Origin of the sequence: Anoxybacter fermentans, from assembly GCF_003991135.1 — a bacterium.
GTDB lineage: Bacteria > Bacillota > Halanaerobiia > DY22613 > DY22613 > Anoxybacter > Anoxybacter fermentans.
Genome location: NZ_CP016379.1, coordinates 445,293 through 459,530, shown reverse-complemented (window position 1 = coordinate 459,530; position 14,238 = coordinate 445,293). Strand labels below are relative to the sequence as shown.

Annotated in this window: 11 protein-coding genes; 2 read left to right on the top strand and 9 right to left on the bottom strand. The window is 33.5% G+C overall.

The annotated features are described in order from the left end of the window. Positions 1-26: 26 nt before the first annotated feature. Positions 27-899, bottom strand: a complete 873-nt coding sequence (rapZ, locus tag BBF96_RS01965) for an RNase adapter RapZ (RefSeq protein WP_127015604.1) — start codon at positions 897-899, stop codon at positions 27-29. A 126-nt stretch (positions 900-1,025) separates the two neighbouring features. Then, positions 1,026-1,769 carry a PHP domain-containing protein gene (locus BBF96_RS01960; protein WP_127015603.1) on the bottom strand — a complete coding sequence of 248 codons (744 nt, stop codon included), beginning with the start codon at positions 1,767-1,769 and terminating at the stop codon, positions 1,026-1,028. Positions 1,770-1,934: 165 nt separating this feature from the next. On the opposite strand from BBF96_RS01960, the gene BBF96_RS01955 reads away from it, so the two are divergent. Next, a complete protein-coding gene (locus BBF96_RS01955; RefSeq protein ID WP_127015602.1) occupies positions 1,935-2,165 on the top strand; it encodes an alpha/beta-type small acid-soluble spore protein in 231 nt (76 codons plus the stop codon). Between the two features lie 666 nt (positions 2,166-2,831). Here the strand turns inward: BBF96_RS01955 and BBF96_RS01950 are convergent. Beyond that, positions 2,832-3,701, bottom strand: a complete 870-nt coding sequence (locus tag BBF96_RS01950) for an HNH endonuclease (protein WP_164730854.1) — start codon at positions 3,699-3,701, stop codon at positions 2,832-2,834. A gap of 458 nt (positions 3,702-4,159) precedes the next feature. Here BBF96_RS01950 and BBF96_RS01945 point away from each other — a divergent pair, with 458 nt between their 5' ends. Further along, complete coding sequence (locus BBF96_RS01945; protein ID WP_127015600.1) at positions 4,160-5,140, top strand: GTPase; 981 nt, start codon at positions 4,160-4,162, stop codon at positions 5,138-5,140. 11 nt (positions 5,141-5,151) lie between these two features. Here BBF96_RS01945 and BBF96_RS01940 read toward each other — a convergent pair whose 3' ends face one another. The 6 genes from BBF96_RS01940 to BBF96_RS01915 all read right to left on the bottom strand — a co-directional run bounded on the left by BBF96_RS01940 (position 5,152) and on the right by BBF96_RS01915 (position 14,206). Beyond that, positions 5,152-6,234 (bottom strand): ABC transporter permease, encoded by a 1,083-nt coding sequence (locus tag BBF96_RS01940; protein WP_127015599.1) that lies wholly within the window; start codon positions 6,232-6,234, stop codon positions 5,152-5,154. After that, a complete protein-coding gene (locus BBF96_RS01935; RefSeq protein ID WP_205665686.1) occupies positions 6,231-7,163 on the bottom strand; it encodes an ABC transporter ATP-binding protein in 933 nt (310 codons plus the stop codon). Before BBF96_RS01935 ends, BBF96_RS01940 begins: the two co-directional genes overlap by 4 nt. Positions 7,164-7,625: 462 nt before the next feature. Beyond that, positions 7,626-9,779: a SpoIID/LytB domain-containing protein gene (locus tag BBF96_RS01930; protein WP_164730853.1), complete on the bottom strand. Its 2,154-nt coding sequence runs from the start codon at positions 9,777-9,779 to the stop codon at positions 7,626-7,628. A 769-nt stretch (positions 9,780-10,548) separates the two neighbouring features. Further along, complete coding sequence (locus BBF96_RS01925; protein ID WP_127015596.1) at positions 10,549-11,484, bottom strand: prenyltransferase; 936 nt, start codon at positions 11,482-11,484, stop codon at positions 10,549-10,551. A gap of 310 nt (positions 11,485-11,794) precedes the next feature. After that, positions 11,795-12,475, bottom strand: coding sequence for an HD-GYP domain-containing protein (locus BBF96_RS01920; RefSeq protein WP_127015595.1), 681 nt, complete (start codon positions 12,473-12,475; stop codon positions 11,795-11,797). A 546-nt stretch (positions 12,476-13,021) separates the two neighbouring features. Beyond that, positions 13,022-14,206: an MFS transporter gene (locus tag BBF96_RS01915; protein WP_164730852.1), complete on the bottom strand. Its 1,185-nt coding sequence runs from the start codon at positions 14,204-14,206 to the stop codon at positions 13,022-13,024. Positions 14,207-14,238 lie beyond the last annotated feature (32 nt).

Sequence of the window (14,238 nt, the reverse complement as noted above, 5' to 3'; positions counted from 1 at the left end):
TCTCCTTATAAAACAATCTACTTCACTTATTTTTTTTCAATATCACGATGATCTACAATTACTTTATAATCTAAGCTTTCTAAAAATTCCGCTAACTTCTCTGTTAAAGTAACAGAACGATGTTTCCCGCCAGTACAACCAATGGCTATGGTCAAATGGGTTTTACCCTCTTTAATATAATGGGGAATCAAAAATTTAATCAAATCCAGAAATTTATCCATAAATTTCTCAGCTATAGGCCATTTGAGTACATATTCCTGTACTTCAGTTTGTAGGCCTGTTAATTTCTTAAGTGAGGGTACATAGTAGGGATTTGGTAAAAAACGAACATCAATGACTAGATCTGCATCTAAAGGAATTCCGTATTTAAAGCCAAAAGACATTGCAGTAATAGTAATGAACTCATTTATCGCATTAACCCCGAAGTTAGCCAGAATCTCTTCTCTCAAATCTTTAGTGGAAATATCTGAAGTATCAATGATCTTGTTGGCCATACCCCGCAGTTCTTCCAACATAGTCCTTTCCTTTTCAATTGCATCAATAATTCGCCCACCACACTGGGCCGCTAGTGGATGTCGTCGCCTGGTCTCTTTATAACGGCGGACCAAAACATCGGTAGTAGCTTCCAGGAAAAGAATTTCATAATTAACACCCAGATCATCTAAATTGGCTAACTCTTCTATAAGATCCTCAAAAAATTCTCCACCTCGAATATCCATTACCAGAGCTACATTATTAATTTGCTGATTATAAATACAGAGTTCGACAAATTTAGAGATGAGAGCAGATGGCAGATTGTCAATACAAAAATACCCAAAATCTTCAAATATCCGAATAGCCTGTGTTTTACCTGCACCTGACATTCCTGTAACGATTACAAATTTTGGCCTTGAATTCATCGTTTTATCACCCAATCTGTCGAATATTCTTTTATTTATTTCGTCACAGATTGGGGATTATCCTGCTAAAATAGATTAAAAATTTATAATACGGACCAACTTTGGCATGAATCCTGCTAATTAAAATCACTGCAAATTTAAAACCTGCTCTTTTGGCAACCCAATTCTTTTGACCAGATCAATCCCTACCGAAAGTCTTCCTACATCTTCAGGGCGGTGAGCATCACTGCTTATGACAAATTTGACTCCCTCTTTGGCAGCTGTTTTAACAAATTCTTCTGTAAGATAACCATGACTTACATTTATCTCTAATGCAGTTTTTGCTTTTTTGCAGGCTCTGGCCAATTCAACTGTATCAATATCCAAACGATAACCTGGATGGGTGATAATATCAATTGGATAACGTTTAAGAGCATTGAGAAGTGCCAGGGTATTATAATAACGAATCTCTTCTCTATCATGTTTATGAAATTTATAGCGAATAATATTATCATAGATCAACCTTTTCCCATCTGAAAAAGATTTTGGGATAATCATTAGATGTAGTCCAACCAAAATTTTGTCCAACTTTTGTAAAATTTTATAGGGAACATCAATAGTTCCGTCAATACTGATCACATTAGCCTCTACTCCAGCAAGAATCTCAATTTGTGGGTAATGACGCTGAAGTCTGTTGATTTCTGCTTTAATATCCAACAGTTTTTCAGGATTTTTTACACCTAATCGGTGTAAACTATAGCTAGCTGGCCCGTGATCTGTTATGCCAATCTGGGTCAAACCTCTGGCAATAGCTGCTTTAACATTATCTTCAATTGTTCCTTTACCATGACTATAACGTGTATGGGTATGATAATCGGCAAAAACTTTCATTAAACCATTCCTCCTTTCTTTTTCTTCTTTTAGTTTAACCAACTTCTTTTTTAATTAGAAGGTTCTCGTATCAAAATCAAGATAAAACATCAGGCACTATAAGTACCAGAATTATTGCTAACCTATCTCTAAATAATAAAGTTAAAGAAGGGAGGTGAAATATTAATGGCTGGTGGTCAAAAAAGAAATACTTTAGTGAATCCTCTTGCCCATAAAGCTATGGATGATTTTAAGTATGAAATAGCCCGTGAAATGGGACTTCCTGTTCAGCAAGGGTCTGAGGACTATTGGGGTCATCTTACTTCCCGCGACTGCGGTGCTGTTGGTGGTGAAATGGTAAGAAGAATGGTGGCCCAGTATCAAATGAATCTGGTAGCTCAAAATCAGGAATTATAGGTTTTATAAAAAAACATCTATGGACACAGCATTGAACTTGAAAGCTTCAAATAGAACAAAAAATAGCCCTTTATCTCTTTAAAAGATATTGGGCTATTTTTTATCATTTAAAATCTTACAGTCATAAAATATCTCTCTAATGCATTTCACTCATCAAAAAGTAAATGAAAAGATTTTACTGCAAAAAGCTAATTTTTTGCTTTAAAAGAAATTTTTCGAACCATCTAATGTTCGATTTTAACCGAAATAAGGCACACTAATCAATGGGTTCTATGGCCTTATTTCTCTTTCAATCTCACTAATATTTTATTTGTGTTATTTTTAATAAATTTTCTTATAAATTTCATTTCCTACTCTATTTTCTAGACAGTAAAATTTAAAAACAAAATAATATTCTCCCAGTCCTAAATCTATTTTCTGGGTCTTTTCCTTCCATTTTTGTTTCCGGCTAGTAGAATTAGCTTGTCCACTAATTCTATGATAAATCACCAAAGAATAGATATTTTACCTTTTTATTATTAAATATAATTTGCTTAATTTTGTTGTCAAAAAAGTCTCTAAGGATGTACATTATTACCGAGGACTGACAATGAAATCTTTTTCTTGCATGTTCATTTCTTCAGTTAAGTTGTTTTTGGTTTATACATAAAAATATTTAAGTTAAGGTTATGAAGTTTGTAAAATTACATGGTTGTGATAGTCTATCACTGCTGGGTCAAGTTTATGATCTTCACGGAAATATATTTTTTTACCTTTACAATCAACATCAAAATAACTAATAACCTCTAAATTAGATCCAATTCCAATTACTCCATAATCAAAAAGTGCATGATGATTGGGACATAAAACCAACATATTGGAAAATTCATCAACACCATTATGTTTACCTCCTAAAGGTTGAATATGATGTACTTCTACATAATACTCATTACTATTACGTGGTAATCTTTGATTACAAATTTGACATGTCCAGTTATAAACTTCTTTTAATTGATTGGCCTTTTGTGTATCTCGAATAACCCGATTTATAGTCGCTTTATATCTATTTGGTGGTTCTATAATATCATAACTAACATTTTTAAGATCATCACTCAATTTAAGAATTACTTCTTTTTCATTCTCACATTTTTTTAAATCTTCTTTTGGAAATTTTGATATCGTAAATCGAATTAATTTTTGCCCAGAAGGAAATATTTTTTCATAAGAATTTATTACATACCATTCACCATAGTATTTATAACGCATAGGATTACCATGTAAAGTTTCGAAAAGTTTAATAGGATATTCTTCATACTGGGCTTTCCGCATTGCCGAATTATATAAATTCCAAGTTTGATCTCCTTTTTTGCCCTGCCCTGAATAATCCAATAATTCTCCCTTCCGAATCCATCGATCTGGATATTCTCCATGTTCTGAAGTATCAAATCTTATAGAGTAAACATGCCCCTTTTTTATATAAATACCAACCCGAATATTTTTATGATATTTTTTAAATTCCTCAAAATATAGAATATCTCCCGGTAATAACTTCTTCAACATACCACCTCCCAATGAATAATTGATTCCAGGCAATATTTAGATAATTCACCATTAGACAACATTACCCCTTTAATTTTTGAAATTTTATTCAAATAATAATTATTTTTCAAAATAAAAATCCGGAAATCCGAGTAAACAAAAAAACAGGGGTAGCATTAAATCTACCCCTGATCAACACCTACCTCAGATAAAAAGTTTTGAATTGGGTTTGTAAATATCTTTTGATTTGATAATTCTACCTCCATTTAGCTTATTCCTGAATAGGCTATAACTCTAGAAGACCATTCCCATCATCTGACATAAAACATGAATTTTCTTTTTAGTTCCCTTACTTATATTAACTTTTTAATATTCAAGTTTTAACCAATTTCTATTAAGCTCTTCTAGACCTTCATCAAATAATTTGCTCACCCAATTTTCCTATGGTAAAATAAAGTAAAGAGAGGTGAATTTAGATGCCCGCAAATTTAACCCCGGAATATCTTGCTGCTGAAGAAGCTTATCGTAATGCTAAAACGGTAGAAGAAAAAATAGCTGCCCTGGAAGAAATGCTGGCTACCATTCCCAAACACAAAGGTACTGACAAAATGCAGGCCGATATTAAAAGAAGGCTTTCTAAACTCCGCAAAGCAGGGGATAACAAAAAGGGTGGTAGTAGGCAGTATGATCCGTATCTGGTAGAAAAACAGGGAGCAGGCCAGGTAGTACTGGTCGGATTTCCAAACAGCGGAAAATCTTCACTGGTAAAATCCCTTACCAATGCCAAAGTTAAAGTTGCACCTTACCCCTTTACTACACCTTTACCCCAACCAGGAATGATGCCTTATGAAGATATCCTCATCCAATTAATTGATACTCCACCAATTACAGAAGAAGGCATTCCAGGGCCATTTACCACAACCATCAGAAATGGTGATCTTTTATTACTCTTAACTGATCTGAGTACTGATGAATGTATTGATCAATTGCAGATGATCTTAAAATTTCTTAAAGAAAAACGAATATTGCGGAAAGAACTCATAGAAGGAGTTTCAGCTTTTACAATAGACGAATGTATTGTCATCGGTTCCAAAGCAGATGATGAAAAAAGTCAGGAGCGTCTTGAGATTATAAAAGAACTTATTCCCGACAGCCCAGACATATTACCAATATCAACTGAAACAGGTTTAAATCTGGATAAATTGAAAGAACTGATTTTTAAAAAACTTAAAATTATCAGAATCTACAGTAAAGTACCAGGTAAAAACCCTGATATGGATCGACCTTTTATCCTGAAAGAGGGTTCTACCGTCCTGGATTTCGCAAGACAGATCCACAAAGATTTCGCTGAAAATTTAAAAAACGCCCGTGTCTGGGGTTCAGCCCGTTTTGATGGCCAGGCAGTTCCACAGGATTACCAACTTAAAGACCGTGATATAGTTGAACTAAATACTTAACTATTACTCCTTTACTCCCACTTCCAGAACTTAATAGCTAAAACTACGGTTACCACCAACCAGGAAAAGAGAACCAGTAGATCAGTTTTTAAACTATATACACCTGAAACACCAACCATTACCTGGCGTAATGCATCCCCTAAGTATGTCAGCGGAATTGCCTTAACTATAGGTTTAATATAATCTGGCATAAAACTAATTGGGAAAAATATGCCTGATAAAAACATCATTGGAAACTGAACAACCTGTATAATCCCTCTCCCGCTCTCGATGGTTTTTGTAAAAGAGATCAACATATATCCTAAACTAATAAATGTCAAAGCCCCAAGAATGATAATGCCAGTCAATTTAAAAAGATTGCTAACAATTGTTACTCCAAAAACACTTTGCCCTATAAATATAATCAAAAAGGTCTGGACAAGACTCATTAACAATCTGAGACAAAACTCACTTCCTAAAATAACACTTCTGGGTAATGGAGTTACCCCCAACCCCCTGATAATCTTTTGCTCTCTTAAACTTAAAAACTTTAAAGAACCAAAAAGCCCCAACTGCATTAAACCCATTGCCAAAATCCCCGGTAATACGTAATCAAAATCGGTTAACTTTTTAGCCTGAATAGGTTGGGGCTTAAGATTAAAAAGTTTAGACCTTCCTGTAATTTTACTTTCTATACCAGTAAAAACTTGACCAATGGCAGAGATTAATATCTGATTAGTAGTTTTCTTACTGGCATCATAATAAAGGAGAACATCAAACCCTTTTCCCGTAAAAATATCATTATAATCAATATCAGGCATAACAAGAACTATATTTCGTTGGCCTTTCTTAAGAGCCGCAAGTTCTTCTTCCTGACTACCCGTATTAACATTAAAGGTCGGAATAGAACTAATCCCTTCTACCATTTTCTGAACCATTGGGTTGTTGGATTTGGTTACAATACCTATCTTAAAAGTCATCTCACCCTCATTTGAAAATACGATTCCAAAAATAAATGTAAAAATTATAGGAAAGGCAAAAAACCAGAAAAGAGCAGACCGATCACGAACCAGATCTTTAAAACTTGCAATAAACATCTCCTTAAATATCCTCATTCTCTAATTCCCCTCCCGGTAAGTTTTAAAAATACATCTTCCAAAGTAGCATGTCTGACAATAATGTCATCAATCGGTTTATCAATTCCCGCAGCATATTCCATCAATCTGGTTATTGTTCGTGAAATCTCATCAGTATATAAAATAATATGTTTCTCTTCCTGTTCATAGCTAATCCTATTAGCTATATCAAGTCTTTTTAATTCATCCCTCTCTTCTTTACTGAATCCAGGATCAACAAATTCAACAGCACGTTCCTTGAAGTATTGATTAATCAACTCCCGGGGTGACCCCTGAGCAATTATTTTTCCATGGTCAATTATTACAAGATGATCACATAATTTTTCTGCTTCGTCCATATAATGAGTTGTCAAAAAAACCGTAACTCCCTCTTCTTTTAACTGCAAAATTACATCCCATAATTGCCTTCTGGCCTGTGGATCAAGACCTGTTGTTGGTTCATCAAGAAAAATAACCTTCCCATTACCCACCATAGCAAGAGCAATTGCCAAACGGTGACGCTGTCCTCCAGAAAGATTTTTTATCTGCTCATTAACCTTGGCTTCCAACCCAACCCTGGCTATAACCTCATCAGCTGAGAGCGGGTCAGAATAGAAACTGGCAAAGAGATTAACTATCTCTTTTACCGTTAATCTAGGAAATAGAGAAGGTGATTGAAGCTGCACACCTATTTTTGATTTTAACTCCTCAGGATTTTTTTCAGGATCAAGTCCCAAAATGCTTATTTTTCCACCATCCCTTTTATTAAGACCAACCATTGTCTCAACAGTTGTACTTTTCCCCGCACCATTGGGCCCTAGCATTCCGAAGATAGTACCTGCTTCAACCTGAAAACTGATACCGTCAACAGCTTTTACTGATCCAAAATATTTTTTTAAATCAGTAACTTCTATACTGGGAGTCCCCATATTCATCCTCCTTTATTCATTTTGAGTCTAAATTATATCCTGTATTTCTTAATTGTTAATATATTTATTCTTAAACCCAAAAAAACCTTTTTTATATATCAACATTTTTCTTCAGATACAACAAAAAAAAGGAGGAGCTTCTCCTCCTTCTAAACTTTATCTCTTCACTAGAATATTTTTAATTCCTTCATCTTAAGAATTAGGTGCCTTTTAATCTATAAAATGCAGTAAAAGATTATACTGCAAAAAGCTAATTTTGAGCGACATAGAAATTTTTCGCCAAATCATCTTAGTGAGATTTTCGACGAAATAAGGCCTCATCACAGGACGTGATGAGCTAATCAAGGACCAGGAGGACCCTTATTAGGAAGCCTTATTTCGGCGGAAATCGAGCTTTAGATGATTCGAAAAATTTCTCAAGAAGCGAAAAATTAGCTTTTTGCAGTTTAACCAGTAAAATCATTAATAAATTTTCTTAAGCTCAATACCGGTATAATAATTTTTTAAGATCTGATCATAAGTATAACCCATATCAACCATGCCTTTTACACCCCATTGGCTCATACCAACACCGTGACCGTTTCCACCACCATAAATTGTAACTTTCGTAATTTCACCCTGTTCATCCCGCTCAATCTCAAAAGCAGCAAAAGCACTGGGGAGAATAGAATAATTTCTATAGACACTACCATCATAACGATGTAAGATTACGTCTTCCTTAGAACCAGTCATATCTTTCTGTGGACGAATCACAAAGCGGATATTGTATTCTTTCATTACCCGGTAGGTTCCGTTAGTTCCTATAATATCCAGAACCATAATATTACCGCCTTCACCCCGACGAACAACTTTTAGATCTTTTAGCGTTCCAATGGAAAAGTCAGGGTTTTCTGGGTCAACGGGAATACCCGTCAGGGTCTGGATAAAATCTGTTTTTAAAATTCCATCCGCTCTCTCTCTAGCCGGCAGATTTTTATTAATTGTATTTTCCAACTCTTCACGGGTCAACTCAATTCTCCAGCGGTAATATGGTGATACAGCATCAAAGCTTTCTAAAGTCTGGTCTTTAAAGAAAGCAAGGGCATTTTCTTCTTTGGTTAAATCAGGTACATTTTTATTTATAATCTGAGATCTAGCCCGTAAATATGGAATTGGTTTGCCGGGAAACTCTTTGGTCCTGTAATAATGCCATACGTCTTCGTTATTAGCAGTATAACCAGCAGAAGTAGAAAAGAATACTGCGTCTATTACTTCACCATCATACATAGGTACAATACCACGGGTTTCATCAATAGCTTCATTGACCAAAGTGCTTTCATCACAATTATTATACACCTGGGAAGCAGTACTATCATCTACATTTGCAGATTTACTCTCAAATCTACCCATTTGGATCTGGGAAATAGCATAAGAACGGGCAGCAATAGCCTGAACCTTAAATGCTTCTTTTCCCCAACTAAAAGGAATCTCACTTGGTACTACCTTTCTTAGATACATTTCAATTGGTAATTCATTGATTAAATATAGGTAACCTGCTTTTTCAGATGGGATAATTTCCATATGTCCGGCATAAACAGGATTCTTCCCTTTTCTTATGGTGCTTAATACTTCAAATTGAAGGTTGTGGGGATAGAAAGATTTAATATATACGCGATCATTAATAAGTTCATTATAGTTACCTACTGTAACTTGAATCTGTCCATCTTGATTTGTGAAAGTAATAATCTCATCCTGTTCTGTTACAAAATTAATAATATCTTCTCCCTTTTTGTGGGTAATAATTTTGAATGGTTGTTCAGCTTTAATTTTAATTTCTGCAAAATCATAGGATTTGCTACTACCCCACTCACTTAATTCCTGACTTATAAGCACACGGATATTTTCAGGAAAATCAAGATCTGGTAGAATAATAGTCTTAACCTGGCCCTCTTTATTAAATAAAAACTTCAAATCGGACATCCCAACTGAAACTCTCGAAAAGCCTAAAGGTGTAACAATATTGTCCTTTATTAGAAAAGCCTGAACATCTTTTGCTAAAGGCAAAGCTCCTTCATCTTCTAAAATTATTTGATCATTGGTAATTTGCATAATTTTGGAGGCTATTATTTCTCTTTCACCTAAAATATATCTTTCTTCGAGTACTGTGCGGGACTCTCCTTTTCTTTTGGAATAAAGAAGATTATAAAAAATATAGGCCATCTCATAACCATTAATTCTATCTGTATCAGTTTTTTTCAGCTCGCCAGTGATCTCTTTGATCTTCGCAATTCCTGTCTCATCACTTAAACCAAGAAATAAACTAGCATATTTTAATGCATCCTGATAGGTAATCACCGCTTCAGGATTAACTAATTTATCGGTAAGATTCGATAAAATAACATCTTTAGCCCTGCCATTAATCAATTTTTCACCAAAAGAAACATAATCCCGGTATGTTACTGGATCTTCAGGTTTCCAATCCGTTCCAGGTAAAACTTTGAGAGCAATTAAGGCCTCTACTTCATCAAAAAAAGGATGCATAAGTTGATCACTTGCCTGTACTATGAAAGTTAACCCCAGAAATGCTACTAATGACAAACCGATATACAAACTAAACTTCTTAAAAAAATTTGACATTGCCATTCCTCCTAAATAGTTTTCTTTAAAATAACATGACATGATTTTCTGCAAAAAGCTAATTTTTCGCTTCATAAAGAAATTTCTTGAACTATCTAACAAAATAAGACACACTAATCAATGGATCATTATGACCCTTGATTAGCTCACCACATCCTCATATGAAAACATTCTTTTCAATCTTACTAAGGTGGTTTAACGAAAAATTTCTATATCGCTCAAAATAAGCTTTTTGCAGTTTCATCATAAATATGTTTTAACCGGTCTTTGTTAGTCCCTCTGCATTTTTTATAACTGTTTGGTTTCTGACAGGTGAGAGAACATTAAGCTTATTATCATTATACCACTCTGCGAGTACTTTAGCATCCTCATAATATTTAATAATCATAGCTCAGTTCCAAAAAATCTAATAAAATCAAGCAACTCTTAAAAAATTGGATGATCTTTAACTTTTTTATTAAAAGATTTTACTGCAAAAAGCTAATTTTTCGCTTCAAAAGAAATCTTTCGAACCATCTAAAATTCGATCTCAATCGAAATAAAGCTCCCTAATCAAAGGGCCCTCTTAGCCCTTAATTAGCTCATCACATCCTGTGATGAAGCCTTATTTCGTCGGAAATCTCGCTAAGATAGTTTGACGAAAAATTTCTATGTCGCTCAAAATTAGCTTTTTGCAGTATAATCATTTCTTTAACAAAGTTTTTCAAAAAAATAATGCCCCGTTAAATAAATAACAGGAGGCATTATTGTAAAAATAAATTGAACTGCATTAAGTAAACAATCGATCCAGAATGGCTGCTAAAGTCATAGTCAATCCGGTCAGTTGATAAACTTGAATGGTTTTTGCATTGGCCTGTAATAATTGAGGAATATTGTTATAATGTTTTCTTGCTATAATAATGGCCTGATATGCAATAGGTAAGCTAACTAATGGTAGTAACCAGATAAGGCTTTTAAACACAACCATAACTACCAGAAAAAGTGTATAACTTGCAATAAACAATATGGTATAAATCTTAACCCCACGACGTCGACCTAAACGTACTACCCAGTTCCTTTTATTTCCTTTTTTATCAGCTTCATAATCAGGATATTGATTGATCCAGAGTACATTTGCAATCAAAAATCCAATAGGTAATGAGATTAAAATTACAGGTAAGGAAATTGTATGAGCCTGAACCAGATATGTTCCTATTACAATCAATGGACCAAAAGATAGACCTACAGTTAATTCACCCAAACCGCGATAAGCTAGCTTTAGTGGAGGCAGACTATAAAAGATAGCCAGGAAAAATCCTACTACTCCAACCAAAAAAACTTTTGGTTCTGCCGAAATAGTAATATAAAGGCCAACTGCTCCTCCTGCTGTCAGCGTCAAAACAGCAATTATTGCAGCTTCAGTTACAGTTAGTTTACCATCAATGATTGTCTTTTTGCCTCCACTAAAAGGAGTCCTATTCCCGGGAGCTACAAATCTATCTACTCCTGATACATAATCAACTACTTCATTAACAGCATTTTTACCAATCTCAATAAAATAAATGCCAATTAAACACCATAAAAACCAGTAAAGATTAAATTGACCTGTAATATTAAAAGCCATCGCTGCTCCCACAACCATTGGAACTGTAGATGCAATCCAGATTTTAGGGTCAGCCAGCTGCCAAAATCCATGCCAGAGATGTTTTAATTCCTCTTTTCTCATTAAGTTTACCCCCTTTTATATTATAAATCTTTTTATAATAAAAATTTATCATAAAAAAATTTAATGATTAAACTACAAAAAGCAAATTTTTACCCATTAATTAGTATGCCTTATTTTAACTAAAAATTGAACTTTAAATAGTTCGAAAAATTCCTTTATAAAGCGAAAAATTAGCTTTTTATAGTAAAATCATTTAATTTTTTAAAAAGTTACATTAGCTTTACTGTTCAAAACCATCTGTATCTCCCACCCAATCTACATTAAATTCTTTGAGTTAGAAGATCAATTAAACGTGAATAGATACCTTTAACTATGACTTACGCGAGTGATATATATTTTCATGCTTTACCTCTAGATAATGATAATCCTCAGTACCACTAACAACTAACTCTTCTAAAAATGATTGGTCCTCTCTATATATATTTTCTATTACCTCAACCACTTCAGGATCAAACTGATCATAGATATGCTCTTTTAACTCCTGAATAGCCTCAGATATTTTCATCTTTTTCCGATATGGTCGATAACTGGTCATCGCATCAAAAGCATCAGCAACTGCTATAATTCGAGCTTCTAAAGGAATTCTTTCTCCTTTAAGACCATCTGGATATCCTTTACCATCATATCTTTCATGATGATACTTCACAATTTCAGCAATTTTACGAAAGCTTTTTACTTTGTTTAAAATTTCAAACCCTTTTAACGGATGCTGCTGAACTATCTTAAATTCATCCTCTGTCAATCTTCCTGGTTTATTTAAAATAGAGTCTGGGATTCCAATTTTACCAATATCATGGAGATGAGCGGCAATATGAGCCATAAACATCTGTTCCTCTTTCATACCCATTTCCAGAGCAATCCTTTCAACTAATTGGGATACTCTTTCAGAATGCCCATAAGTGTAGTGATCTTTGGTATCTAATGCTTTAGCCAGGCTTTCCACAAATTCATGAAAATCAACACAAGAAATGAGGTACGTTCCAGAAACCATACTCAGTCCTCCTTTGTAAAATCCAATTATCATGCAAACTTTATGAAAACCAATCCAAAAAGGAAAAACCGATCTTTTTCTAACTATATCCAATAATTTATTGGAAATTACTGCTTATATTTTTATTATATTATTAATGATAATGATTGTCAATTTCGTTTATCAGCTTAATCCAGTCAATTTTTTTAAACTACTAATTTCAAGCCTATTAGCAAAGTTAACTATACATTAATAAATTCTAATCTACTAAATCTTCGGGCAGTTGCGTTATCTTCTGCAAATGGTACAATAAGATGAATAGATAATGTTCAACAAAAATGAATAATTCATTCTCCATTCTGGTAAAATAACCAGTTTGACGAACTGCAAAATTTATCATTTTTTCATTTATGATCTTACTGCAAAAAGCTAATTTTTTGCTTCATAAAGAAATTTTTCGAACCATCTAAAGTTCGATTTATAAAATTAGCTTTTTGCAGTTTAATCAAATATTTGATTATATATTAAATTCAAGCTATCTTTTTTAACAACAAACAACTGATGTACTTATTTTTTAATTTGTAGTAAAAAAGGTTTATTTTTAGAATCTTCCAAAGCTATAACATAAATAAGCATTATGGAAATAAGACATGTTAATGAAGTTATTAATAAAACAGTTTTAGATCCAAACATTTTTATAGCCCAACCAACTAGTACCTGGAATAAAACATTAAAACCACTTGCAATCGTGGATAATAATGACATAACGCTGGCCCTGACACTGGAGCTTATGTATTCATTACACCAACTCTTATATATGGGAAAATACATTCCAGTGGCGAGATAAAAACTCACAAGCCCCCCTAGAAATAGTTGTAAATTAGTAGCTGATATAAAAACTAAACTTATAAAGAAAATACAGTAAGACGAAATCAGCAATATCTTAGGTTTAATTTTAAGACTCAATTCACCAGCATAATAACTCCCTAATCCCATAAAAATTGCATTTAGTGATTGAAGATATCCTAAAAAATTAACCTTTAAACCTAATTCAATCGCCCGAGGTTGGTAAATAAATATAAAAACTGTATATATCAAATAATAAATTGTCATTATTAAACTGAACATTATTAACGGTCTAGATTTAATAAAATGTAAAATTGCTTTTTTACTAATAGATATCCCTTTACTTGTATCCCCATAATTATCATTAAAAAATAAGACTGAAACTACTGCTGTACAAACATAAATAAAACCAGATATTAAAAATAAAATTTTTAAATTATTTTTCATTAGCAGACCTATTAGTAAACCTATAATAAATTTTCCTACAGAACCATATGCTCTGGCTTTCCCAAAATATAAGCCTACTTGTTTTCTTCTATTTTCTTTTTGCAATTCATCAACTAACCATGCTTGAAGTGATCCACTTACTTGTGCAGACCCAAGTCCTGACAAAATAGCTGCCAAAATTAACAAGGGATAGTTAGGAGCCAAACCATATACTATCTGGGAAACTCCGTTAAATAATGAACCTAAGGCAAATGTTTTTTTTCTACCTATAATGTCAGCTAAACCTCCAGTTGGAAAATCAGTTACACTGATTACAAAAAGATATACACCCCAAATTGTTCCCAATTCAACATAACTTATACCTTTTGATAATAAAAAAACAGTAGCAACAGACGTTGTACAAGCCGCACCACAATTAAAAAGGGTTCTTATAAGAAGGAAGAATTGACCTGCCTTCAAAAAAACCATCTCCTATTCTAATTTATTTTTGA